The 21,432-nt window shown below is 62.0% G+C and carries 25 protein-coding genes and 4 tRNA genes; 7 read left to right on the plus strand and 22 right to left on the minus strand.

All coding sequences use genetic code 11. From position 1 onward, the window contains the following. The first annotated feature begins 35 nt into the window (after positions 1-35). The gene (locus FHU29_RS10510) at positions 36-980 is read left to right on the plus strand and encodes an alpha/beta fold hydrolase (RefSeq protein WP_064442322.1); all 945 of its coding nucleotides are present in this window, start codon (positions 36-38) and stop codon (positions 978-980) included. Positions 981-1,063: 83 nt separating this feature from the next. On the opposite strand, the gene rplA is transcribed toward FHU29_RS10510, so the two are convergent. From rplA to FHU29_RS10570, 12 genes are all read right to left on the minus strand, one after another. After that, the gene (gene rplA, locus FHU29_RS10515; protein ID WP_064442361.1) at positions 1,064-1,777 is read right to left on the minus strand and encodes a 50S ribosomal protein L1; all 714 of its coding nucleotides are present in this window, start codon (positions 1,775-1,777) and stop codon (positions 1,064-1,066) included. Between the two features lie 121 nt (positions 1,778-1,898). Then, the gene (gene rplK, locus FHU29_RS10520; protein WP_013805210.1) at positions 1,899-2,333 is read right to left on the minus strand and encodes a 50S ribosomal protein L11; all 435 of its coding nucleotides are present in this window, start codon (positions 2,331-2,333) and stop codon (positions 1,899-1,901) included. A gap of 121 nt (positions 2,334-2,454) precedes the next feature. Further along, on the minus strand, positions 2,455-3,192 hold the full coding sequence (gene nusG / locus FHU29_RS10525; RefSeq protein ID WP_064442323.1) for a transcription termination/antitermination protein NusG: 738 nt from the start codon (positions 3,190-3,192) through the stop codon (positions 2,455-2,457). 121 nt (positions 3,193-3,313) lie between these two features. Continuing rightward, on the minus strand, positions 3,314-3,691 hold the full coding sequence (gene secE, locus FHU29_RS23660; RefSeq protein ID WP_013805208.1) for a preprotein translocase subunit SecE: 378 nt from the start codon (positions 3,689-3,691) through the stop codon (positions 3,314-3,316). A gap of 32 nt (positions 3,692-3,723) precedes the next feature. Beyond that, positions 3,724-3,796: transfer RNA gene (locus FHU29_RS10535), tRNA-Trp, on the minus strand. A 195-nt stretch (positions 3,797-3,991) separates the two neighbouring features. Then, the gene (locus FHU29_RS10540) at positions 3,992-5,119 is read right to left on the minus strand and encodes a calcium/sodium antiporter (RefSeq protein WP_064442324.1); all 1,128 of its coding nucleotides are present in this window, start codon (positions 5,117-5,119) and stop codon (positions 3,992-3,994) included. 59 nt (positions 5,120-5,178) lie between these two features. Further along, on the minus strand, positions 5,179-5,607 hold the full coding sequence (hadB, locus tag FHU29_RS10545; RefSeq protein WP_064442325.1) for a (3R)-hydroxyacyl-ACP dehydratase subunit HadB: 429 nt from the start codon (positions 5,605-5,607) through the stop codon (positions 5,179-5,181). Continuing rightward, complete coding sequence (gene hadA, locus FHU29_RS10550) at positions 5,607-6,071, minus strand: (3R)-hydroxyacyl-ACP dehydratase subunit HadA (RefSeq protein ID WP_074390932.1); 465 nt, start codon at positions 6,069-6,071, stop codon at positions 5,607-5,609. Before hadA ends, hadB begins: the two co-directional genes overlap by 1 nt. Before the next feature lie 62 nt (positions 6,072-6,133). Next, positions 6,134-6,298: a 50S ribosomal protein L33 gene (rpmG, locus tag FHU29_RS23195; protein ID WP_074390933.1), complete on the minus strand. Its 165-nt coding sequence runs from the start codon at positions 6,296-6,298 to the stop codon at positions 6,134-6,136. Positions 6,299-6,367: 69 nt separating this feature from the next. After that, a tRNA-Met gene (locus FHU29_RS10560) sits at positions 6,368-6,440 on the minus strand. 52 nt (positions 6,441-6,492) lie between these two features. After that, a tRNA-Thr gene (locus FHU29_RS10565) sits at positions 6,493-6,565 on the minus strand. Positions 6,566-6,750: 185 nt separating this feature from the next. After that, positions 6,751-6,832, minus strand: a tRNA-Tyr gene (locus tag FHU29_RS10570). A gap of 188 nt (positions 6,833-7,020) precedes the next feature. Here FHU29_RS10570 and FHU29_RS10575 point away from each other — a divergent pair. Continuing rightward, the gene (locus tag FHU29_RS10575) at positions 7,021-7,512 is read left to right on the plus strand and encodes a YajQ family cyclic di-GMP-binding protein (RefSeq protein ID WP_064442363.1); all 492 of its coding nucleotides are present in this window, start codon (positions 7,021-7,023) and stop codon (positions 7,510-7,512) included. Here the strand turns inward: FHU29_RS10575 and htpX are convergent. After that, complete coding sequence (gene htpX / locus FHU29_RS10580; protein WP_064442327.1) at positions 7,503-8,366, minus strand: zinc metalloprotease HtpX; 864 nt, start codon at positions 8,364-8,366, stop codon at positions 7,503-7,505. The genes FHU29_RS10575 and htpX overlap by 10 nt on opposite strands. Before the next feature lie 137 nt (positions 8,367-8,503). Then, entirely contained in the window at positions 8,504-9,544 is a 1,041-nt protein-coding gene (locus FHU29_RS10585) for a polyprenyl synthetase family protein (protein WP_064442328.1), read from the minus strand. A 247-nt stretch (positions 9,545-9,791) separates the two neighbouring features. On the opposite strand from FHU29_RS10585, the gene FHU29_RS10590 reads away from it, so the two are divergent. Next, a complete protein-coding gene (locus FHU29_RS10590) occupies positions 9,792-10,526 on the plus strand; it encodes a TetR/AcrR family transcriptional regulator (RefSeq protein ID WP_232323077.1) in 735 nt (244 codons plus the stop codon). A gap of 29 nt (positions 10,527-10,555) precedes the next feature. Here FHU29_RS10590 and FHU29_RS10595 read toward each other — a convergent pair whose 3' ends face one another. From FHU29_RS10595 to FHU29_RS10605, 3 genes are all read right to left on the minus strand, one after another. Beyond that, positions 10,556-11,701, minus strand: a complete 1,146-nt coding sequence (locus FHU29_RS10595; protein WP_064442329.1) for a CaiB/BaiF CoA transferase family protein — start codon at positions 11,699-11,701, stop codon at positions 10,556-10,558. 85 nt (positions 11,702-11,786) lie between these two features. Then, complete coding sequence (locus FHU29_RS10600; RefSeq protein WP_064442330.1) at positions 11,787-12,497, minus strand: demethylmenaquinone methyltransferase; 711 nt, start codon at positions 12,495-12,497, stop codon at positions 11,787-11,789. A gap of 45 nt (positions 12,498-12,542) precedes the next feature. Beyond that, on the minus strand, positions 12,543-13,634 hold the full coding sequence (locus FHU29_RS10605) for a glycosyltransferase family 4 protein (RefSeq protein WP_232323079.1): 1,092 nt from the start codon (positions 13,632-13,634) through the stop codon (positions 12,543-12,545). Between FHU29_RS10605 and FHU29_RS23200 the strand changes: the two genes are divergently transcribed. Beyond that, positions 13,584-13,730, plus strand: a complete 147-nt coding sequence (locus tag FHU29_RS23200) for a hypothetical protein (protein ID WP_232323080.1) — start codon at positions 13,584-13,586, stop codon at positions 13,728-13,730. The genes FHU29_RS10605 and FHU29_RS23200 overlap by 51 nt on opposite strands. A gap of 50 nt (positions 13,731-13,780) precedes the next feature. Here FHU29_RS23200 and FHU29_RS10610 read toward each other — a convergent pair whose 3' ends face one another. Beyond that, complete coding sequence (locus FHU29_RS10610; protein ID WP_064442332.1) at positions 13,781-14,194, minus strand: hypothetical protein; 414 nt, start codon at positions 14,192-14,194, stop codon at positions 13,781-13,783. 35 nt (positions 14,195-14,229) lie between these two features. Further along, positions 14,230-15,870, minus strand: a complete 1,641-nt coding sequence (gene menD, locus FHU29_RS10615; RefSeq protein WP_064442333.1) for a 2-succinyl-5-enolpyruvyl-6-hydroxy-3-cyclohexene-1-carboxylic-acid synthase — start codon at positions 15,868-15,870, stop codon at positions 14,230-14,232. Between the two features lie 80 nt (positions 15,871-15,950). On the opposite strand from menD, the gene FHU29_RS10620 reads away from it, so the two are divergent. After that, positions 15,951-16,556, plus strand: a complete 606-nt coding sequence (locus tag FHU29_RS10620) for a flavin reductase family protein (protein ID WP_221194908.1) — start codon at positions 15,951-15,953, stop codon at positions 16,554-16,556. Here the strand turns inward: FHU29_RS10620 and FHU29_RS10625 are convergent. The 3 genes from FHU29_RS10625 to FHU29_RS10635 form a co-directional block, all read right to left on the minus strand. After that, positions 16,543-17,529: an o-succinylbenzoate synthase gene (locus tag FHU29_RS10625; RefSeq protein WP_064442334.1), complete on the minus strand. Its 987-nt coding sequence runs from the start codon at positions 17,527-17,529 to the stop codon at positions 16,543-16,545. The genes FHU29_RS10620 and FHU29_RS10625 overlap by 14 nt on opposite strands. Further along, positions 17,526-19,229, minus strand: coding sequence for an FAD-dependent oxidoreductase (locus tag FHU29_RS10630; RefSeq protein WP_064442335.1), 1,704 nt, complete (start codon positions 19,227-19,229; stop codon positions 17,526-17,528). The genes FHU29_RS10625 and FHU29_RS10630 overlap by 4 nt, the downstream gene beginning before the upstream one ends. A 64-nt stretch (positions 19,230-19,293) precedes the next feature. Continuing rightward, positions 19,294-19,941 carry a hypothetical protein gene (locus FHU29_RS10635; protein WP_064442336.1) on the minus strand — a complete coding sequence of 216 codons (648 nt, stop codon included), beginning with the start codon at positions 19,939-19,941 and terminating at the stop codon, positions 19,294-19,296. Between the two features lie 126 nt (positions 19,942-20,067). Between FHU29_RS10635 and FHU29_RS10640 the strand changes: the two genes are divergently transcribed. Then, a complete protein-coding gene (locus FHU29_RS10640; protein WP_064442337.1) occupies positions 20,068-20,988 on the plus strand; it encodes a 1,4-dihydroxy-2-naphthoyl-CoA synthase in 921 nt (306 codons plus the stop codon). Positions 20,989-21,033: 45 nt separating this feature from the next. Further along, positions 21,034-21,429 (plus strand): VOC family protein, encoded by a 396-nt coding sequence (locus FHU29_RS10645; RefSeq protein WP_064442338.1) that lies wholly within the window; start codon positions 21,034-21,036, stop codon positions 21,427-21,429. Positions 21,430-21,432 lie beyond the last annotated feature (3 nt).

The following is a 21,432-nucleotide window of genomic DNA, read 5'->3' on the forward strand; positions in this document are numbered from 1 at the left end:
GTACCCAGTGTCCGCGTAGTTCTTAAGGAGGCGCGGTGTCAAACCGCTCTACAGAGACCGACAATGTTCCGCACAAGGCTGGCACCGCGACAACTCGATCCATCCGCGTCGCGTACGAGGAGTTCGGCGCAACCGATGCACCCCCAATCCTGCTCATCATGGGGTTCGGTGCACAGTTGACTCTTTGGCCGACTGAACTTTGCGAGAGCCTTGCCCGCGAGGGATTCCGTGTCATCCGCTTCGACAACCGGGACATCGGACTCTCGACGAAGTTCGAGGGCATGCGGGTCGATGGCTCATCCCTCGCACGGATGGTACGTAGTCAACTGGGTATGCCCAGCACCGTGCCGTACACGCTGCACGACATGGCGGCCGACACACGCAACTTCCTCGATGCACTCGGAATCGAACGAGCGCACCTCGTGGGCGCATCCATGGGAGGAATGATCACGCAACTCGTCGCTGCCACTTACCCCGCGCGTGTTGCTTCCGCATCAATTGTCTTTTCGAGCACAAATGAACGCTTCCTGCCGCCACCTGCGCCGACGGCCCTCAAGGCGCTCCTGACTGCGCCGCCAAAGAATGCCACCATGGATGAGATAGTCGAGCACTCCGCACGGAACTTCCGGGTTCTTGGCGGCCCTGCTTTTCCCCGGGACCACGAGGAATTGCGCGAACTCTCCCGCACACAAATTGAACGCAGCTACTACCCCCAGGGCATGGTGAGACAACTAGCTGCGGTACTCGGCAGTGGCAGCCTCCGCCCGTACGCACAACGCATCAAGGCGCCGACCACCGTCATCCATGGCACAGCAGATCCGCTGTTGCGGCCAGCGTGCGGACGTGCCGTCGCTCGCGCGATACCCGGTGCCCGCCTGAGCATGATCGAGGGGATGGGGCACGACCTGCCCGCTGCTGTCACACCGCGACTGGCATCCGAGATTCTTGAAAACATCGCGCGGGCGGCTGAAAACGAGTAATCCGCACCCCTCCCGGCACATCCGCACCGGAATCAACCGGTGCGGATGGCGCGCAAAGGGTGCGGATTCGCGCGACGCTCTAGTTACTCGCCGTCTTCGAGAAGGTTCCGGGTACGGTTCGGGTCCACCGGGATGCCCGGTCCGGTGGTCGTCGTCATCGTCACCTTCTTGACGTAGCGACCTTTCGCTGCGGACGGCTTGGCACGCAGGATCTCATCAAGTGCAGCGGTGTAGTTCTCGACCAGCTTGCGCTCATCGAAGGACGCCTTGCCAATGATCAGATGCAGGTTGGCCTGCTTGTCAACCCGGAAGTTGATCTTGCCGCCCTTGATGTCGCTGACGGCCTTCGCGACATCCATCGTGACTGTGCCCGTCTTGGGGTTCGGCATCAGGCCACGAGGACCGAGGATACGAGCAATACGACCGACCTTCGCCATCTGGTCCGGGGTAGCAATCGCGGCATCGAAGTCGAGCCATCCACCCTGGATACGCTCGATCAGATCCTCAGCACCGACAGCGTCGGCGCCCGCAGCCTCGGCTTCATTCGCCTTCTCGCCAGCGGCGAATACGATAACGCGGACCGTCTTACCGGTTCCGTGCGGCAGGCTGACAGTGCCACGCACCATCTGGTCTGCCTTGCGAGGGTCGACGCCAAGCCGGAGTGCTACCTCGACTGTCGCATCGAAGTTCTTCGACGACGTCTCACGCGCCAGGCGGATCGCGTCGAGGGGTCCGTAAAGCTTCGAATGATCAATGAGCTCGGAAGCCGAGCGGTAATACTTGCTGCGCTTTGCCATTTCTGTCCAATCTTTCGCCACGAGTGGCACGGTCAGTTGTGGTGCGGACCAGCGCTAGGCCCTTCCACGAGTACGTTCATACCCCGGGGTTCAACTCCGGGATGACGCTTGCGCGCCATGTCTACTCGACAACGATTCCCATCGAGCGAGCGGTACCAGCAATGATCTTCGCAGCCTGATCAACGTCGTTAGCGTTGAGATCTTCTTGCTTGGTCTTGGCAATTTCGCGAACCTGATCCCACGAGATCTTCGCGACCTTGTCCTTGTGCGGAGTCGGCGAACCCTTCTGCACACCTGCAGCCTTGAGCAGGAGCTTCGCAGCTGGAGGCGTCTTCAGCTTGAAGTCGAAAGACCGATCTTCGTAGACGAAGATCTCAACGGGGATGACGTTTCCGCGCTGGGCTTCCGTCGCCGCATTGTAGGCCTTGCAGAACTCCATGATGTTGACGCCGTGCTGACCGAGCGCGGGGCCGATTGGCGGGGCAGGATTCGCCTGGCCTGCCTGGATCTGAAGTTTGATAACTCCAGAGAGCTTTTTCTTCTTCTTGGGGGGCATCTCAACTTCCCTGAACTGTTCAGTGTTTCCTGTTTTTCACACCTTGGGCGGCACCGGCCCTGTGAGGTCCTGTGCCGCCCAATCCTGCCCACAATTATGCAGGCCAGATGTGGATGTGAAGCTATAGCTTCGAGACCTGGTTGAAACCGAGTTCCACCGGGGTCTCCCGACCAAAGATCGAGACCAGTACCTTCAGCTTCTGCTGTTCGGCATTGACCTCCGAAATGCTGGCCGGCAGGGTGGCGAACGGGCCGTCCATGACGGTCACCGATTCGCCAACCTCGAAGTCTACTTCGATCGCGGGCTTGGCCGCGACTCCGCTTTCCTGCGGGGCGCCGCCGGCAGCGGTACCTGCCGGGGCCTTCTTACGTGCCTGTGGCGGCAGCAAGAACTTCACGACCTCGTTAATCGTGATCGGAGAGGGCCGGGACGTTGCGCCGACGAAGCCGGTAACGCCCGGTGTGTTCCGGACGACACCCCATGATTCGTCATTCAGGATCATGCGAACGAGGATGTAACCAGGAAGGACTTTCCGGTTGACCAGCTTCCGCTGCCCGTTCTTGATTTCCGTGACCTCTTCGGTCGGTACTTCGATCTGGAAGATGTAGTCCCCCGCGTCGAGGTTCTGAATACGCGTCTCAAGGTTCGTCTTGACCTTGTTCTCGTACCCCGCGTACGAGTGAACGACGTACCAGTCGCCCTCAGCACGGCGAAGCTTCGCTTTCAGCTCCTCCACGGGGTCAACCTCGGTGTCGTCGGCTGCTGCAGCCTCGACATCCGCCTCGACCACGGCGGCCCCTTCGGCGTTCACCGCGTCCTCCTCGGTGAGGTCCACTGCATCGTTCTCCGGGGCGCTCACTGGACTACTCGCTTCCTCTCTGTCATGCATCTCGGATCCCCTGAATCATGTGGGGCTCGTTCAAGCGTTCTCTTTCACCACTACCGAGTATCGACGCATAGCGTCCCGGTTTCGGTGAAGATCACCCATAAAGCCAAAGTACGCCGCGGGCGAAGACTTGATCCAGCCCGAAGATCAGCGAAACCATGAAGATGAGGAAAACAAACACCACGATCGTGTAGGTGACCATCTGCTTCCGGTTCGGCCAGATGACCTTGCGAAGCTCCGAAATCACCTCGCGAAGGAATCGCACCATAGCCTGAATCGGATTCTCGCGTCTGCCCAGGGTGGCGACGTCTCTCCCCGCATGAGCTGCCGCGGCTGGTGAGCCTGCGGGCACTGGGCTCGGACGGCTGGCGCGCTTGCCCGACGGCCGAGGCGTCGCGCCACCGGCAGCCGAATCACCGGAGTCGGGGGGATCCCCGCCCTCGCCGGCGCTGCGGCCTCGCTGCTCACTCACCCAAAGGATCCTTCCGTCGCTGACTTTCGCAGCAGGGGCGACAGGACTTGAACCTGCAACCTGCGGTTTTGGAGACCGCTGCTCTGCCAGTTGAGCTACGCCCCTTCGCTAGCGGCACTACCAGAGCAACTCTAGTAGCGGCGCTGCCAAGCGTGACCATAAATCACGCGCCACCCTACGGGCGGCGCGCAGACTCTAGTCACAGGTCCCTCAGTGTACTTCACGATCGCCGCGCAGTCACAATCCCCCGCCCCACCGCTGGCCTTCGATCAAACGCAGCAATCGAATCTGCTGCGGGGCTCACCTACTCAGCCGACGCGCCTGACGGCGCCCTCGCAACACGCCCAACTCATAGGTGGCGAGCAGAATGAGTGACAGAGCAGTGATCGGGATGACGAACCAGAGCATCGCGGCACTGTACGGTTCGAGCGCTTCGTGGCCTGACGCCTGGAGAACCAGGTAGCCGATGTAGGCCCCATAGAACCCGGCAAAGAGGGCGCCTTCCCAGCGTTTAACGACCATGCCCGTGAAGGCGACGGGGAGCAGCACCAATGCAACCGCCAGCATAATCGGCAGGTCGAAACGGATAGCTGACGGGGCGACCTCAATAGGGGTGATGAGGGCTGTGCTCCCGAGAACGGCGCCAATATTGAACACGTTGCTGCCCACGATGTTCCCTACAGCAAGGTCGCGCTCACCCCTGAATGCCGCGATTAGGCTCGTGGCGAGTTCTGGGAGCGACGTCCCGATTGCCACAACGGTCAGCCCGACAATCAGGTCGCTTACGCCGAGTCCCGCGGCGATATCACTGGCAGCAGTGACGAGCAAGCGTGCCCCGACGACCAGCAGAAGTACACCGAGTGCCACCAGTCCAACACTGATGAGCACCGATTGCTTCGGCGAGCGGTCCACCGCCGCGCCCGTGCCACTTCCCTGCTCGCTTGCAGAGGTCGGTGCAACCGCAGGCTCCGGAGCGCGTCTTCTCGATGTCACTACCGTCACGACCACATAGATCAGCAGTCCTCCGAGCAGCAGCAGACCATTGAGCCGGCTGATCGTGCCATCGATGGCGACAACCAGCAAAACCACCGAAAACCCCACCATGATCGGGATATCAGTGCGGACAATCCGGGACTTAACGAGCAGCGGGGCTAACAGCGCTGTGAGCCCGATGACGAGCAGGATATTCGCGATGTTGCTACCCACCACGTTGCCGACCGCCAATCCGGGGTGGCCACTGAGTGCGGCCCCAGCACTGACGGCGAGTTCCGGCGTCGAAGTGGCGAAAGCCACCACGGTGAGACCAACGACGATCGGCGACATCCCGAGGGTTCGCGCCAATTGGCTCGCGCCACGAACCAGCGCCTCACCACCCGCGATAAGCAGCACGAACCCCGCGGCTAGAGCGATAATTGTCAGAGTGCCCACGTCGGAACCTTCTGGCGCGAGGCACGTATTATCACCGCGAAAGACATCACGGGAGCAATCTACGTGAGCTGAACGATCGCGACTGCGCGACCGAAGATCCTTTTTCCCTCAGACTTGGCGACAAGCGCGATAACCGCGGTCTTGTCCTCGGGGTTCACCGACTTGATTTTTCCGGAGAATTCGACACGACCGCCGACTCCGTCATCGGGGACATACACCGGGCTGGTGAATCTGACGCTGTACTCGAGAACTGAGCTAGGGTCACCCAGCCAGGACGTCACGTAGGTCGCTCCGAGCCCCATTGAGAGCATTCCATGGGCGACTACATCTTTGAGCCCGACGGCCCGCACTATTGCGTCACTCCAGTGAATTGGATTCAGGTCACCGGAGACACCGGCGTAGTGAACGAGATCTGATCGGGTCAGAGTGTACTCAGCAGGGGGGATCTCAAGACCTTCATGCACTCCCGCGAAGGCGCGTGCGGTCATCAGCCGATCCCCTCGATCTCGATGTCATCGCGGCGAATGAGGGTGGTGTACGCGGTGAGCACCACCTCGCCCTTATCGTCCAGCACCGAATTTCGAGTCACGATGATGTCGGTCCCGGCGCTATGCCTGAACGACTCGACGCAGAGCTCGCCAGTCAAACGGTCGCCCGCGACGATTGGGCGGTGGAAGATAAACCGCTGATCGGTCTGCATGATATTGCGGAGATCCGAGGCCCAGCCATACTCCTCGAACATTTGCTTAGTAGTGAGGATCCCGATGATGGAGACAAACGTGAGCGGAGCGAGAAGTGTCTCATGCCCCAGTCTCAGCGCGGCGTCCTCAGAGTAATGAGCCGGGTGTGGATCTTTGACCGCCGTCGCGAACTCACGAACCTTCTCGCGCCCGACTTCATAGAAGTCGGCCATCCGGAAGCGCACCCCTACGCTGTCAGCGGTAAACCCCACCGGCTCTCACCACCTCACTGTCGCCGAGCCGTCACACTCGCGGTGACTTAATGAACTTTAAGTCAGCGGGTTTCGCGATGCGCACGGTGGGTGCCACAGTTGGGGCAGAACTTCTTGATCTCGAGCCGATCTGGATCGTTGCGCCGGTTCTTGCGAGTGATGTAGTTCCGGTGCTTGCACTCCTCGCAGGCCAGCGTGATCTTCGGGCGAACGTCAGTGGCGGCCACGGGTTGCCTTCCTTCGATATCTGCTGAAGAGTCCGTCGGACCCTTCAGATGTCTTTCTTGACAAACAAGTAGCGGTGGCCGGACTTGAACCGGCGACACAGCGATTATGAGCCGCTTGCTCTACCGACTGAGCTACACCGCCTCGACCGGACCCCCGCAACCGAGTTTCCAGTTGTGCTCGCTACTTTGAAGCGAGCCCCCTAACGGAATCGAACCGTTGACCTTTTCCTTACCATGGAAACGCTCTGCCGACTGAGCTAAGGGGGCACAGCCTTCACACACGCCGCTGACAGTCTCCTGGGAGTCGGACAGCAGAATGTGCGCTCAAGCCTTCAAGAGGTTACACAGGAACAACACCGACTGACAAACCGCCAGGTCAGCGCACCGCTCGCGGATAAGCCTCATTCAAACATAAACCCCCGGGAGCTTCGTCAGCTACCGGGGGTTTGTTGTGGCAGGTGTAGGATTCGAACCTACGTAGGCGATGCCGACGGATTTACAGTCCGCTCCCTTTGGCCGCTCGGGCAACCTGCCGTTACGCCTGTCTTGACCAACCGTGTCCCGCGTTGGCTGAACAAGGGCGTGAAGGCACAATACAACGTTAGGTGCCCCCAGATGCAAATCGCCTGCCCAAAGCCGCACCCGAGCGGAGGCGCAGCGACCTGCAACTGCGGCGCTACATGGTCAAGTTCGGAAAAGCCGACATTGGGAACGAGGAGACAGTGGCAGATTCATCCTTCGACATCGTCAGCAAAGTCGATCGGCAGGAGGTCGACAATGCTCTGAACCAGGCCGCGAAGGAGATCTCAAACAGGTATGACTTCCGCGGCACGAACGCGCATATCGAGTGGTCTGGTGCCGAGAACATCGTGCTCAGCGCCGAAAGTGAGGACCGGGTGAAGGCAGCACTCGACGTCTTCCGTGAGAAGTTGGTACGGCGTGACATTTCGATGAAGGCTTTCAAGCCGGGCGACCCCGTTGCGTCCGGAAAGTCCTACAAGATCACCGGCTCAATCGTCCAGGGCATTGGGCAAGAGGAAGCCAAGAAGATCTCGAAGAAAGTCCGCGACGACGGGCCTAAGGGCGTGAAAGTGCAGATCCAGGGCGACGAACTGCGCGTTTCGAGTAAGAAGCGAGACGATCTGCAGACCGTAATCCAGCTGCTGAAGTCATCGGACTTCGACGTCGCACTGCAGTTCGTGAACTATCGGTAGTCCCTGGCCATACGCTCGAGGCGAGCGATCCGCTCGTGCATCGGCGGATGAGACGCGAACATTCCCGCGAACCGCTCCCCCGGACGGAACGGGTTCGCGATCATCAAGTGGGACTCAGCGGCAAGGCGCGGCTCCGGGGGCAGCGGAGCCTGCGCTACGCCGCGTTCAATCTTTCTCAGCGCAGCAGCGAGAGCGAGCGGGTCACCAGTGAGGCGAGCGCCTGACTCGTCGGCCTGGAATTCGCGTGATCTCGACACCGCCATCTGCACAAGCGCAGCGGCGATCGGCCCGAGCATTGCAACCATCAGCATCACCAGGGGATTTCGGTCGTCGTCCCGGCCGCTGAAGATCGAGGTGACTAGCGCGATATTTGCGAGCCCTGCCACCGCTGAGGCCATGGCGCCAGCAACGGAGGAAATCAGTATGTCCCTGTTGTACACGTGCGCCAGTTCGTGGCCCAGGACGGCTCTGAGTTCACGTTCGGAGAGGAGTTGCAGAATCCCTGCCGTGCAGCACACCGCAGCGTTGCGTGGATTCCGGCCAGTCGCGAACGCGTTCGGGGCATTTGTGGGACTGATGTACAGCCGGGGCATCGGCTTATGGGCGGTTGTCGCGAGCTCCCGTACGATCCGATACATCACGGGCGCCTCCAACTCGGAGACTGGCCGTGCACGCATCGCGCGCAACGCAAGTTTGTCGCTGAAAAAGTACGCGTACCCGTTCATTCCCAGCGCAACAAATATGGCTAGCCACAGCATCGTGGGGCTGCCGAAAAGCGAACCGGCAAATATGATCAGCGCTGACATCACACCGAGAAGTAACGCAGTCTTCAGACCATTCGCATGACCGGCCATCGCCGTTCTCCGATCTCTGCCTGCCCTTGAGTAACTGCCATCACCGCTGCTCACCAGCGCCAAGCTGAACCACCGCTATGTAAACGAGCAGGGTGGTGCAAGAGGTTCCAGCGGTTGCAGGGATCACGCCGTAAGGCTCACCCAACCCGCGCGATCGTGTACTCGATCAGCCTGTTCAGCGCCTCGTTGGCAGGTCCTTGCGGCAGGACACGGAGTTCCGCGCGCGCACGCTCTGCATACCCGTGGAGGGTGGCGCGGGCACGCCGCAAGCCTTCTGACTGCCGCAGTAGGCCGAGTGCTTCATCGACCTCCGCATCACTGGTGATAGGACCGCTCAACAGTTCGTGCAAGCGCTCAGCGGCTGGCCCTGTGTCTTGAAGGGCATAAAGCATCGGCAGCGTGCGCACGCCTTCGCGGAGGTCGGTGCCTGGTGTCTTTCCTGATTTCTCCGAGACCGAGGAAATGTCGATGATGTCGTCGCAAATCTGGAAGGCCATCCCGACCGCGTCTCCAAGACGGTCTAGGCGATCGACTTGCGCGGCGTCCGCCCCGGAGAAGGTGCCGCCGAACTTCCCGCAGGCGGCAATCAGTGAAGCGGTCTTCTCCCGAATGACGGTCAGATAATGCGCGACTGGATCTTCCGATGACTTTGCACCGATAGTTTCCCGCATCTGTCCGGTAACCAGCTCAGCGAATGTCTCGGCAATGACGCGGACTGCTTCTGGCCCAAGCGTCGACAGAAGTCGCGAAGCGTGTGCGAAGAGATAGTCACCAGCGAGGATCGCGATGCTATTACTCCACCGTTCGTTCGCGCTCACCGCGCCCCGGCGCATCGTCGCTTCGTCCATGACGTCGTCGTGGTACAGCGTCGCGAGGTGCACCATCTCAACGACCGCTGCCGCTGTCACGATTGATGAACTCTCAGGTTCCGGACCGAGTTTGCCGCAGAGCACGGTGAACAGCGGCCGAAACCGCTTACCGCCGGCTTTCGCGAGGTAGAGCGCGGTCTCGGTCAGAAACTCTTCGCCCGCCGAGAGCTCTTCGATGAGCAGCGCCTCGACTTCGCTCAGCGACGCCTGGACGCGCGAAGCCATTTCCGGATCTCCGATATCGATACCGGCAACCGTGCTGTCCGACAAACTGCCACCCGCCTCGTGCACTGAGTCGTCGCGATTCACGATGTGCGCACCCGTCCTGTCAGAGCGCCGGAACTTATCCGCGGCTCGGTTGTCTCTAGACCCTCTCACAGTGGCATCCCACGGAAGACTTCGAATACTTGTTGTCTCCCCGCCACGGAAACACCGTAGCGAATGCCGGGCTTGCGCACCTCGCTGACTGCGCGGATTGGGCGCAACACCACTCTTTCACTGAGTGCACGGCATCGCCGTAATCCGAATGTCTCAGACACTAAGTAAGCTTCAGGATGTGTCGGGAGATGAGAGCGATCGCAGTTCGGGGCCGGAAGCGCCGGTGGACGGCCGCAGTCTGCGCTGGGAAGACCACAAAGCCGCGCGGCGGAACCAGGTACTCGACGCGGCGATGAGCGCGATCGACGCGGAAGGCGCCGGGGTGGGCGTTCAGCAGATCGCCGCGCGCGCGGGACTCCCCAGGTCAGTTGTCTATCGCCTCTTCCGTGAACGAGGTGACCTCGACGAGCAGGTGCGCGGGCACATCGTGTCGACGCTGATGGTGTCGCTCGCGCCCGCTCTTGCCCCCGAAGGCAAAGCTGAAACTGCGATCGTTCGCGCCATCAACACCTACGTGTCGTGGATTGCGGAACACCCTAACCTGCACCATTTCCTCGGTAGCGGTTCGAAGCGCAGACCAGCAACGGTTTCCAAAGTCGTCTCCGGGACGAAGACCGCGATCGGGCTATACGTCACGGACGTGTTCGCCACTGCGCTTCGCCGGGCCGGCGCCGACGAGTCTGGTGCTGAGACGATCGCGTTCGGGGTGATCGGCCTGGTCGACGCAGCGGTTAACCGCTGGCTAAGCAGCCGAACGCGATCAATCTCGAAGGACAAACTGGCTGAGCTCGTCAGCCGTAGTGCGTGGCACGTGATTCACGGCAGTCTCAGTGATCTCGGGATAGAGATCGACCCGGACACTCCCCTGTCAGAACTTACGGGCGATATAAGACCCTTGCTTATCGCCCAGTAAGTTCCGCGGGAGGTCAGGTACCCCAATCGCTAGCCGAGGCCCCCACCCTCGCGGGCAGCGGTGACGGCGCTTTCACTGAGACCCCAGCTCTTCAGGATCTCAGCGGACGCATCTGCGCCGCCATTGTCGCCAGCTGGCGACGGCACGGCTGCAGGCGTGCGGCTGAATCGGGGGGCTGGAGCGGGCTGTACGAGACCTCCGACCTCGATGTATGTCTGCCTCGCCTGATTGTGCGGGTGTTTATGCGCTTCCCATGCTGAGACGACAGGGGTCGCGCACGCATCAGACTCCGCAAACACTTCGGTCCACTCAGCGAGTGTCCGCTTCCGGAATCTTTCGGCGAGGATCTCGCGCAGGCGCTCAGCTTGACTCAGGTCCAAGTGGAAGGGCAGATCATCGACATTCTCCAGTTCAAGCTTCGCTACAAGCTCCGCGTAAAACTGGGGCTCCAGCGCGCCTACCGCCATGTAGCCGCCGTCCGATGTTTCGTAGGTGCCGTAGCACGCTGCACCACCATCGAGGAGGTTTGTACCGCGCGGGTTATTCCACATCCCGTTCGCGTGCATACCATGCATAAACGTGGTCAGAAGCGCCGCGCCGTCGACCATCGCTGCATCCACAACTTGGCCGTTGCCTGAGTTCTGCCGCTCATGCAGTGCAGCGAGCACGCCCAGCGCGAGAAGCATGCCGCCGCCCGCGAAATCGGCCAGAATGTTGGCTGGCGGCGTGGGGGGATCACCCGCCCTGCCAAGCAGGTCGAGCCCCCCAGAGATCGCTGCGTAGTTGATGTCGTGTCCGGCGCGGGGCGCGAGCGGCCCGTCTTGGCCCCATCCGGTGATTCGGCCGTAGATGAGGCGCGGGTTGATTCCCAGCAAGTCATCTGGGCCGATTCCCAGGCGCTCGGCTACGCCTGGGCGGTAGCCCTCCACGAAGACATCCGCATTCCCGGCCAGTTCGCGTACGACCGCACGCCCGGAGTCGGATTTGAGGTCCACTGCAATCGTGTTCTTGCCACGGTCCATCGGGCCTTGTGGTGGCACGAGGCCCCCGCCCCCACCGGCACGTTCCACACGGAGGACTTCAGCGCCGAGGTCGGCGAGCAACATGCAGCCAAACGGCCCCGGTGCCAGTCCTGCCATTTCAACCACGCGCACACCATGAAGCGGTCCGGGCATAGGGCTGTCTCCTTTTCGATCAACGCGACCTAATACATGTGACAGTTTGTCACATCTACTGCCTGCCGGGCATCCATGGCCAGCCTCACCGCCGCACGGCGCGATGCAGTGCGACAACGCCACCAGTGAGGTTCCGCCACTGCACGTCCGACCAGCCGCTCGCGACGATTCGGCGCGCGAGACCCGCCTGATCCGGCCACGCCCTGATCGACTCGGCGAGGTAAACGTAGGCCTCCGGATTCGAACTCACTGCTCGCGCAACCGCAGGCAGAGCTCGCATCAGGTACTCCATGTAGGCAGTGCTGAAAACTGGAACGACCGGCGTCGAGAACTCACACACGACCAAACGGCCGCCACGCTTCGTCACCCGGCGCAACTCGGCAAGCGCGGCGTCGATATCAATGACGTTGCGCAAACCGAACGAGATCGTTGCGGCATCGAACGACTCGTCCGCAAACGGCAGGTGCAGCGCATCGCCCGCGACCATTGGAACTCGCCGGAACCGGCCCGCCTGCAACATTCCTTTAGAGAAATCCGCAGCCACCACCCAGGCACCGGACCGTGTGAGCTCAACTGTGGACACTCCGGTCCCCGCCGCAAGATCGAGAACCGCCTCACCCGGCTGCAGCCTGAGCGCGCGGCGCGTCGCCTTACGCCACACTCGATCACGACCGAACGAGAGGACCGTGTTGGTTACGTCGTACCGCCGCGCCACTCCATCGAACATCGACGCGACGTCATGGGGGTTCTTATCCAGAGTTGCACGCAAAAGCTCCGGGGGCTCAACACTCGTCACGAGATCGAAACTACCCGGTGCACCTTTCCCTGGCAGTCACCGGACTCAGGCGGATACTGCAAGCGGAGCACGGTCATGACCCGTCACCTCGGAATAATGGCCCAAAAGCTCGTCACAGATCGCCGGCCAGGTCCGCCGCATCACTGACCGGCGCGCCGCGCGCCCGAACTGCGACCGTGCGACCGGATGCGCAAAGGCGCCGACCGCGTCGGGGAGCAACTCCTCGAAGTGCGGAACTGGAAGCAAAAACCCCGTCCGCGCGTGCGCGATCAGATCTTTCGGGCCGCCAGCATCGGGCCCGATGACTGGGATGCCGCTCGCGAGAGCCTCCTGCACCGCCTGACAAAACGTTTCATACTCCCCCGGGTGGACGAACACATCGAAGCTGGCGTATGCCTGCGCGAGCTCGATTCCACCCAGATGGCCGGTAAAAATTGCCTTCGGCATGCGCGCCTGCAGCTTCGGGCGATCAGGGCCGTCACCGACGACAACGATCTGAAAATTCTCACAGTGGTTGAGCGCAGCGAGGCGCTCCACGTGCTTCTCAGGAGCAAGCCGACCGACGAATCCGACGATCAGTTTTCCTTCAGGAGTCCACCGTTCGCGCAGCTCGGCGCTGCGACGAGTCGGAGTGAACCGGTCAATATCGACGCCACGGCCCCAGCGATGAACGCGCGGAACGCCGTGGCGCTCAAGATCGGCAACAGACGCGGTGGACGGAGCGAGGGTGCGCGTTGCGCCGCGATGCAGCTTGCGAGTCCACCGCCACGCGGCCCGCGCTGTCAGGCCCAGCCCGTAGCTGCAGGCGAAACCCGCGACGTCCGTCTGAAAAACCGCGACAGTCGGCACATCGAGGCGACGGGCTGCACCCAATCCACCTGCCCCCAGCAAGAATGGCGAGGCAAGGTGAACGACGTCGGGGTCAAACGTGCGCATCACATCGGTCATCCACGGCTGCGGCAGCCCGACTGGCAGCGATGTCACCATCGGCACCATCACCGCAGGAACTCGATAGACAGGGAAGCCTTCATACTCCGGTACCGCAGTCTCGCCGCCCACCGCATCCGGTGCGATCACGATCGCTTCATGACCGCCACGCTTGAGATGCTCGAGCACTCGGAGAACGGAGTTAGTCACACCGTTGACATTCGGCAGGAAGGATTCGGTCACGACCGCTACTCGCATGCTCTCAGCGTCGCGCACTTCAGGGAAATCGGAGAAATCGGCACGTGACCGTCAGGCGAACCGCAGCTGAATCTCTTGTTTACACCCGGACCGCGCACTCAGCTGGGTTGTGCGTGCCGCAACTCCCGGCGCACGAATACCAGGAACGGCGCAGCGACTGCCCAAGTCACCACAATGACGGAGAGGGCGGGCACGACCGCGACTTTCGCGTCACGCCCCGCGACGCGAACCAGATCGGGATCGCGGTTCGCGTACTCGACCTCGATGCGCTGCCCCGCGGTTAGGTCGGTCGGGTAGAGCACACCCAGCCGCGGATTGTGCAGAATTCCGTCTGGAGTGCTGAACAGAATCGCTGACCTGCGTACTCCGGCAGCCAGCACCTCCGCGGTAGCCGTACCCATATCGGCTTCGATGATCATGTCGTTCCGCCAGCAGCCAATGACGAGAATCACCGCCAGCATGGAGATGCCGCCCGCGACAAGGTACACCGCTACCTTTGCGCGCCTCAGCATCCGGAACCTCACGACTCAGAGCGTATCTGAGGGGTTCAGTGCATCCGCCGAGCGCGCTCCGATATGCCGTTGCGCACTGCAGCGTGTAGCTCACGCAAGCCCGAGCGGTCGGTACGCACTTCCACAACGCGTAATCCACCGGTGTCAGCCGCACCAAGATCAAGAACGGCGCCGAGTCCGTCCGCATCTGTCTGAATGTAGGGGACTCCGTACGCCTGACATACCGCAGATACATTCACACCATGCGGCGTCCCGAAGATCCGCTCGAACGCACCCGCATACACAGGGTCACCTTGTTCTAGCAGTTCGAAGATCCCGCCGCCGTCGTCGTTAGCCACAACGACCGTGAGGTCCTGAGGTCTCGGCTCCTGCGGCCCCAGTAGCAAGCCTGAACTGTCATGCAGGAACGTCAGGTCACCTATCAAAGCGATTGCGCGTCCCCCATGCGCTGAGGCCGCACCGATCGCTGTCGACACCGTTCCGTCGATGCCCGCAACACCGCGATTCGAAACAACGGAGGCGCCCGGCGGGACTGTCCCCGCCAGCGCAGCATCGCGCACTGGGTTTGATGCCCCGAGAATGAGCAGATCCCCCGGATGAACTCGCCGGACCACCTCGCTTGCTACATGCAGACCAGTGCTTTTCGGGTGATGCGCAAGCTCGTCTTCCATTACTTCGAACGCGGCAGCCGAGAGCACCCTGGCCTGCTCCAGCCACTCGTCACGCGGTGTGCCCGAGATAACCGCACGCGTTCCCGCCGCGGTGAGGTTGCCTGAGACATCGGGCCACCGCGGACCCGTTGTGAGTGCATAGACTGCGACTTTAGGGTCAGCGAGGACTGATGAAACGGCGCGATGCAGGGTGGGACGGCCAGTGATAATCGCCTGCTGCGGTCTGAGTTCGGCCAGCGCGTACGGGTGCACCGGAAAACCATGGACTGGGGCCGTGGGCTCGGCGACCGTCGGCATGCCGTCAAGTTCAGGGTGGGCACCCGAACCGTGTCCCGAGATCACGATCGTGTCGCGCGATAGGTCAATCGGCAGCGGAATGTCGAACAGGGTGTGCGGGGTCTCCGTCCAGGGCTGGCCGCCCTCCCGGCCTGGAGGTTCGTCTCCCTCACCAGGGCTGGGGACGAGTGGTTCACGCAGAGGTAAGTCAAACTGCACGGGGCCTGCATTGCCCGTCCGGTCACCGCGCGCAGCAGCGAGCACCCGGCACACGGCCGATCGCCACTGACTGTTCTGATCGCGATCCGCTTCGGCGATCCCCAGGCTGATGCACGCACGGACCTGGTTCCCAAACATCCCCAACTGCTCGACCGTCTGGTTGGCACCGGTGCCGAGCAACTCATACGGCCTGTTTGCGCTCAGCACGATCATGGGTACGCGTGCATAGTTCGCTTCGAACACTGCCGGAGTGAGGTTCGCCACAGCGGTACCGGACGTCATGACGACAGGCACCGGCTGCTTCGAGCCGAGCGAGAGCCCAATGGCCAGGAAGCCCGCGGTGCGCTCATCAATCCGGACGTGAAGCCGGATACGGCCCGCTGTCTCGGCCGTATGCAGGGCAAAGGCCAGTGGGGCGTTACGCGAACCAGGGCAGAGCACGACGTCACGAACGCCACCGCGAATCAGTTCATCAACGACTGCGCGGGCCTGAGCTGTGGACGGGTTCACCTCACCAGAGTGGCAGATTCCGCGAACCCGCGTGCAGCGAGCCCTGTCCGACTAGGAAAAGTCAACGCGAGGGTGAAACGATGGCCTCCGTGCGAACCCATTTCGACCCCACGCTCATGGACCCTGATCGCGTCTATCAGCTGCTCACGTCGAGTGTGATTCCGAGGCCTATCGCCTGGGTTTCCACCCAGTCCGCCGAGGGAGTGGACAACCTCGCACCGTACAGCTTTTTCACCATCGCGAGCGTGCACCCGCCAATCGTCCAGTTCACCTCGGTTGGCCGGAAGGACAGTCTCGCGAACATCGAGGCGACCGGCGAGTTCGTCGTCAATCTCACATCTGAGCTGCTGATTGACCAGGTCAACGGAAGCTCAGCTGCGTATGACGCCGGAGTGAGCGAATTCGAGGCCCTCAAGGTCGTCTCGGCTCCGAGCGTCAAGGTTCGACCACTCCGAGTCAAAGCGGCACCTGTCAGTTTCGAATGTGTCCGCGAACAAGTCATCAGCATCGGTAACTCACATCTGATTCTCGGCCGCGTCGTCTTCGTCACCGCCAACAGCAGCACCCTCGACGACGACGGGCTTCCTGCGACGCAAGCAATCGCACCGCTCAGCCGGTTCGGCCGCACCGAATGGGGTCTCACACCGGAAACCCGTCAGGTCGCACGGCCAATCACGCCTGAGTAGCCAGCACCGTGTAACACCGCGTCAGCCGCTCCCGCCACCATTTCGTGCACTCCTCTGACGCCGCGAGCCGTCTCAAGGCTAGTTCGTCTACCGTGCCCGGCCCGACACGGAGGCCGCCTTCCGCCCATTCCATGGGCGGCCCCACATCGTCGGCGAGCAGTTGCGTCGTACCGAGCCCGCAGGCCAACTCGAGCACCGGGAGCGCCGCAGCCGTTGCTGCGCCGAGAGAAATACCAACGACGGTATCGAGGGCGCTCGAAACGACCACGGGGATTCCAGCTTCGCCTAAACGCTCAGCGATTGTGACCACACGGCGCGCACCTCCAAGTGGTGCGACCTTGAGGACAGCCACATCAGCGCCGCCGGCCTCGACCACCCGAAAAGGGTCATCAGCGCGGCGGATGCTTTCATCGGCCGCCACCCGCACGGCACCGTCGAGCCGCTGCCGCAGTTCAGCAAGTTCCTCAACGGTGCGGCAGGGCTGCTCCACGTACTCAAGCGGTCCATGCTGCAGCAGCGCATCCAGCGCTCGCAGCGCATCACTGACGGTCCAGGCACCATTGGCGTCGACGCGGACATTCGGAATCAGTTCGCGGACCGCATTCACGCGAGCTACGTCCTCGGCCAGCGACTGTCCTTTTTCCGCGACCTTCACCTTGGCAGTTCTCGCCCCCGCGAATCGCGCGAGAATGTCCGGCACCCGAGCGGCGGACACTGCTGGAACGGTGGCGTTAACCGCGATGACGTCGCGGAGCGCGGGCGGCGGACCCTTCCACGCGGCTTCCACCGCGGAGGCGAGCCAAGCCGACGCCTCCACGTCCCCGTATTCGGGGAAGGGCGCAAACTCGGCCCAGCCCGCTGGACCACGGAAGAGCGTCGCCTCACGCGTCGTGATCCCTCGGAAGCGCACGCGCAGCGGGATGCTGACGACGTGCGCATCAGCCAAAATAGCGGAAAGTGGAGGCAGCTTCACTTCCGTTCGAACACTCCCCGTTTGCGGCCCGCCTCCAGCATTTCGCTGACAGCGACAAGCTTGACCCGCGGTCGGCCCGCTTTGCTCCCAGCCGACGTCTCCTTTTCGTCAATCGACCGCCAGCCGCGCAAATCCACAGCCGCAGGCTGACGTTCACTGACGAGACGCGCTAGTTCATCGCGCGAGTGGACGGGGCGCTGCAACTTTTCGCTGTTGAAGTCGTCGATTATCTGCTGAACCGTCTCCGCCGCGTCGGTTTTGTTGGTTCCGATGACTCCGGTGGGGCCGCGTTTGATCCATCCAGCGACGTACACGCCGGGGATCCGCTGTCCGCCTGGCGCATCCAGCACTCTGCCGCGATCATTCGGAATAGTTCCGCCCTTTTCATCAAACGGCACCCCCGGCAGCGCGGTGCCGCGGTATCCGACTGAACGCAGCACGAGCGACGTTTCGATGTCCTCCGTCTCGTCTGTCGGCTGTGCACGCAGGCCATTAGGTCCGCTCACCAGTTCGTTCCGAACCGCACGCAGTCCACTGACGCGCTCACCGCCGAGAATCTCCTGGGGCGACACTTGATAGCGGAATACAATCTTGCGACGAGACGGGTCCGGTGTGTGTTTCGCGGCGGCGTCCGCGAACTCGTAAGCGAGCTGCACCTTGTACTGCGCCAATGGTTGGGGAGATTCTTCAACCGCTTTTTGGCTCAATTCGTCAAGTCTGGCCTCATCAGGATCAATGACGACGTCAACACCGGGAAGACTGCCCAGCGCGAGGAATTCCGGCACGCTGTACGCTGCCTGGGCCGGCCCACGGCGCCCGAGCAGAACAACTTCTCGCACCTTGCTTTCCTTCAGAGCCTCCAGCGCGTAGCCGGCGATGTCGGTCCGGGCGAGTAGTTCAGGATCGAGAGTGAGAATCCGCGCGACGTCCAGGGCGACGTTGCCGTTGCCAACGATCACGACTCGCTCGGATGAGAGGTCAAAAGTGCGGTCGGCGTAATCGGGATGACCGTTGTACCAGGCGACGAACTCAGTGGCAGCGTGACTACCTGGAAGTTCCTCGCCCGGAATGTTCAAATGACGGTCCGCTGACGCACCCACCGCGTAGATGACGGCGTGGTGGTATTCCATCAGGTCCTCGTGCGAGAGGTGGTTCCCTATCTCAACATTCAGGTGGAAACGGAAAGCGGGTTTAGCGACCGTCCACCTGAACATGTCGGCGACCATCTTGGTCCCCGGATGATCCGGTGCAACACCCGCACGCACCAGTCCGTACGGGGTTGGAAGACGGTCGAACACCTCGACTTCCACGTTGGAATGACTCAGCAAGTCGCGGGCGGCGTACATCGCGGCAGGCCCAGAACCCACAATCGCGACACGCAACGTACCGAGGTCTGTGCGTAGCGGAACTTCTGGAATATACGGCGGCAGTGTGGGATCAAGCGGGTACTTGCGGTAGTAGTTCTCGTTGATCTCCGCGTACCGGCCAAGCTGGGCGGGCAGCGCATCATCGGGGAAGATCGCGCTCACCGGGCACTCGTCCAGGCAGGCACCACAGTCGATGCAGACGTCCGGCTCGATGTACAGCATCTCGGTGGTGGCGAACTGCGGCTCGTCCGGAGTGGGGTGGATGCAGTTCACCGGGCAGACCGGCACACAGGAAGCATCGTTGCAACATGCCTGGGTGATGACGTAGGCCATGCATCCGACAGTACGCCTAATGCCCGGCAGCGAACCGTAATTCGCGGCCGGGCGAAGCGACAGGCTAGGAGAAGATATCCTCGATCGACCCGAAGTCAATACCGGGTACTTCCGGGGGATCTGGTACGAAATCGGGGTCCACATACGTCAGTGTGACCCGCGCCGGCTCGTCTGCCGGTATGGCTGGGCCCGTGGACGATCCGCCGCCGCCACCGGCACCTGACGCGGTTGTGCCCGCACCACCGCCGCCGCCACCGACGAGTCCGCCGCCGCCACCGCCGCCACCGTTCCCCGCGCCTGCTTGCGCATTCGCCCCGATGCCGCCCGTGCCGTTCGCGCCGCCCGCGGCTCCGCTGCCATTGGAGCCCGCGCCGCCCGCACCGGGAATCGTGCCAACCGCGCCGCGGCCACCTTCGGCTTCACTGTCAGATGCGCCCCCGTCCTGTCCGGCGTCACCGCCAGCCGCGCCCGGCCCGAAGGCGGTCCGCCCGCCGCCGCCACCACGAGCACCAACCGCAGTGACGTTGATGACGGTGACTCCCTCGGGCACTTCGAAGTCCTCTGTGCCCGCCGCATCGAACGTCACGGTGCAGATCCCCGACGAACATACGGGCACCTGGGCGGTCGCCGTACCGGAGGCGCCGAGCGCAGCGGCGCTGGCACCGAAAACGACGCTGAAAGCGAGCGCACTAGGGCGGACTAAAGATTTCATCTCCTACCTCCGAGCGTTAAGACACCTCTTAGCGACAAATTAAAGCGGATTACTGACAAATTTTTTTGTGAACTGCGCATTTAGCCCGCAACCTTCCCATGCGGCGCATCTAGATATGCTCACCTCGTGACTTCCGACGCTGCGCCTTTCAGTCCAGACCTCTGGGAACCCGTCGCTGGATTCGACGACCTCACCGATATCACCTATCACCGCCACGTGCGTGATGGACAAAAGCGGGGAACAGTCAGAATCGCATTCGACCGGCCCGAGATCCGCAATGCCTTCCGGCCTCACACGGTCGATGAGCTCTATCGCACCCTTGAGCACGCGCGAATGACATCAGATGTGGGTGTCGTACTCCTCACGGGCAACGGACCAAGCCCGAAAGACGGTGGCTGGGCGTTCTGTTCGGGCGGTGATCAGCGCATCAGAGGGCGGAGCGGTTACCAGTACGCGTCTGGTGAAACCGCCGAGACTGTCGATCCTGCCCGTGCAGGGCGACTTCACATTCTCGAGGTGCAGCGGCTGATCCGCTTTATGCCGAAGGTTGTGATGTGCCTCGTCAATGGGTGGGCCGCCGGCGGCGGGCATAGCCTGCATGCCGTCTGCGACATGACGCTGGCAAGTCGGGAACACGCTCGTTTCAAGCAGACCGATGCCGATGTAGGCAGCTTCGACGCTGGTTATGGGTCGGCTTATCTTGCCAGGCAAGTTGGCCAGAAATTCGCTCGTGAGATCTTTTTCCTCGGGAGGCCTTACACAGCAGAAGAGATGCACCACATGGGTGCCGTCAACGCGGTAATCGAGCACGCCGAACTCGAGAACACCGCTCTGGAATGGGCTGAGGAAATTCTCGGGAAGTCGCCGCAGGCCATCCGGATGCTGAAGTATGCATTCAACGCGATTGATGACGGACTCGTCGGTCAGCAGATCTTCGCCGGTGAAACTACGCGGCTGGCCTACATGACTGACGAAGCCGTGGAAGGCCGCGACTCGTTCCTGGAGAAGCGCAAGCCGGACTGGTCGGGTTACCCCTGGTATTACTAGCGGGGATTGCTAGCAATCACTAATGCTCAACGAGAGGCGGGCGCGGTGCAGATACTCAGCAGCCGGATTATCCTCCGGCCGAGTGACTACGAGCGGACACTCAACTTCTACCGCGACGTGCTCGGTCTCGCGATCTACCGCGAGTACCCGGGTGGGACGGTGTTCTTCGCTGGTCAGGGGCTCATCGAAGTCGCCTCCCACGGCAGAGCTTCCGATCGGGGAGCATTCACTGGAGCGCTGTGGCTGCAAACCCGAGATATCGCGGCGGCACAGACAGAACTCGAAACCAAGGGCATTACGATTCGCCGTGAAGCAATCCAGGAGCCTTGGGGCCTGATCGAAATGTGGATCGAGGACCCTGATGAGATTCCCATCGTGCTTGTCGAGATACCCGCCGATCACCCATTGCGTGGCGACCAGCGGCCGGCGCGCGATACTTAATCG

The organism is Hoyosella altamirensis (genome assembly GCF_014191505.1).
Lineage (GTDB): Bacteria > Actinomycetota > Actinomycetes > Mycobacteriales > Mycobacteriaceae > Hoyosella > Hoyosella altamirensis.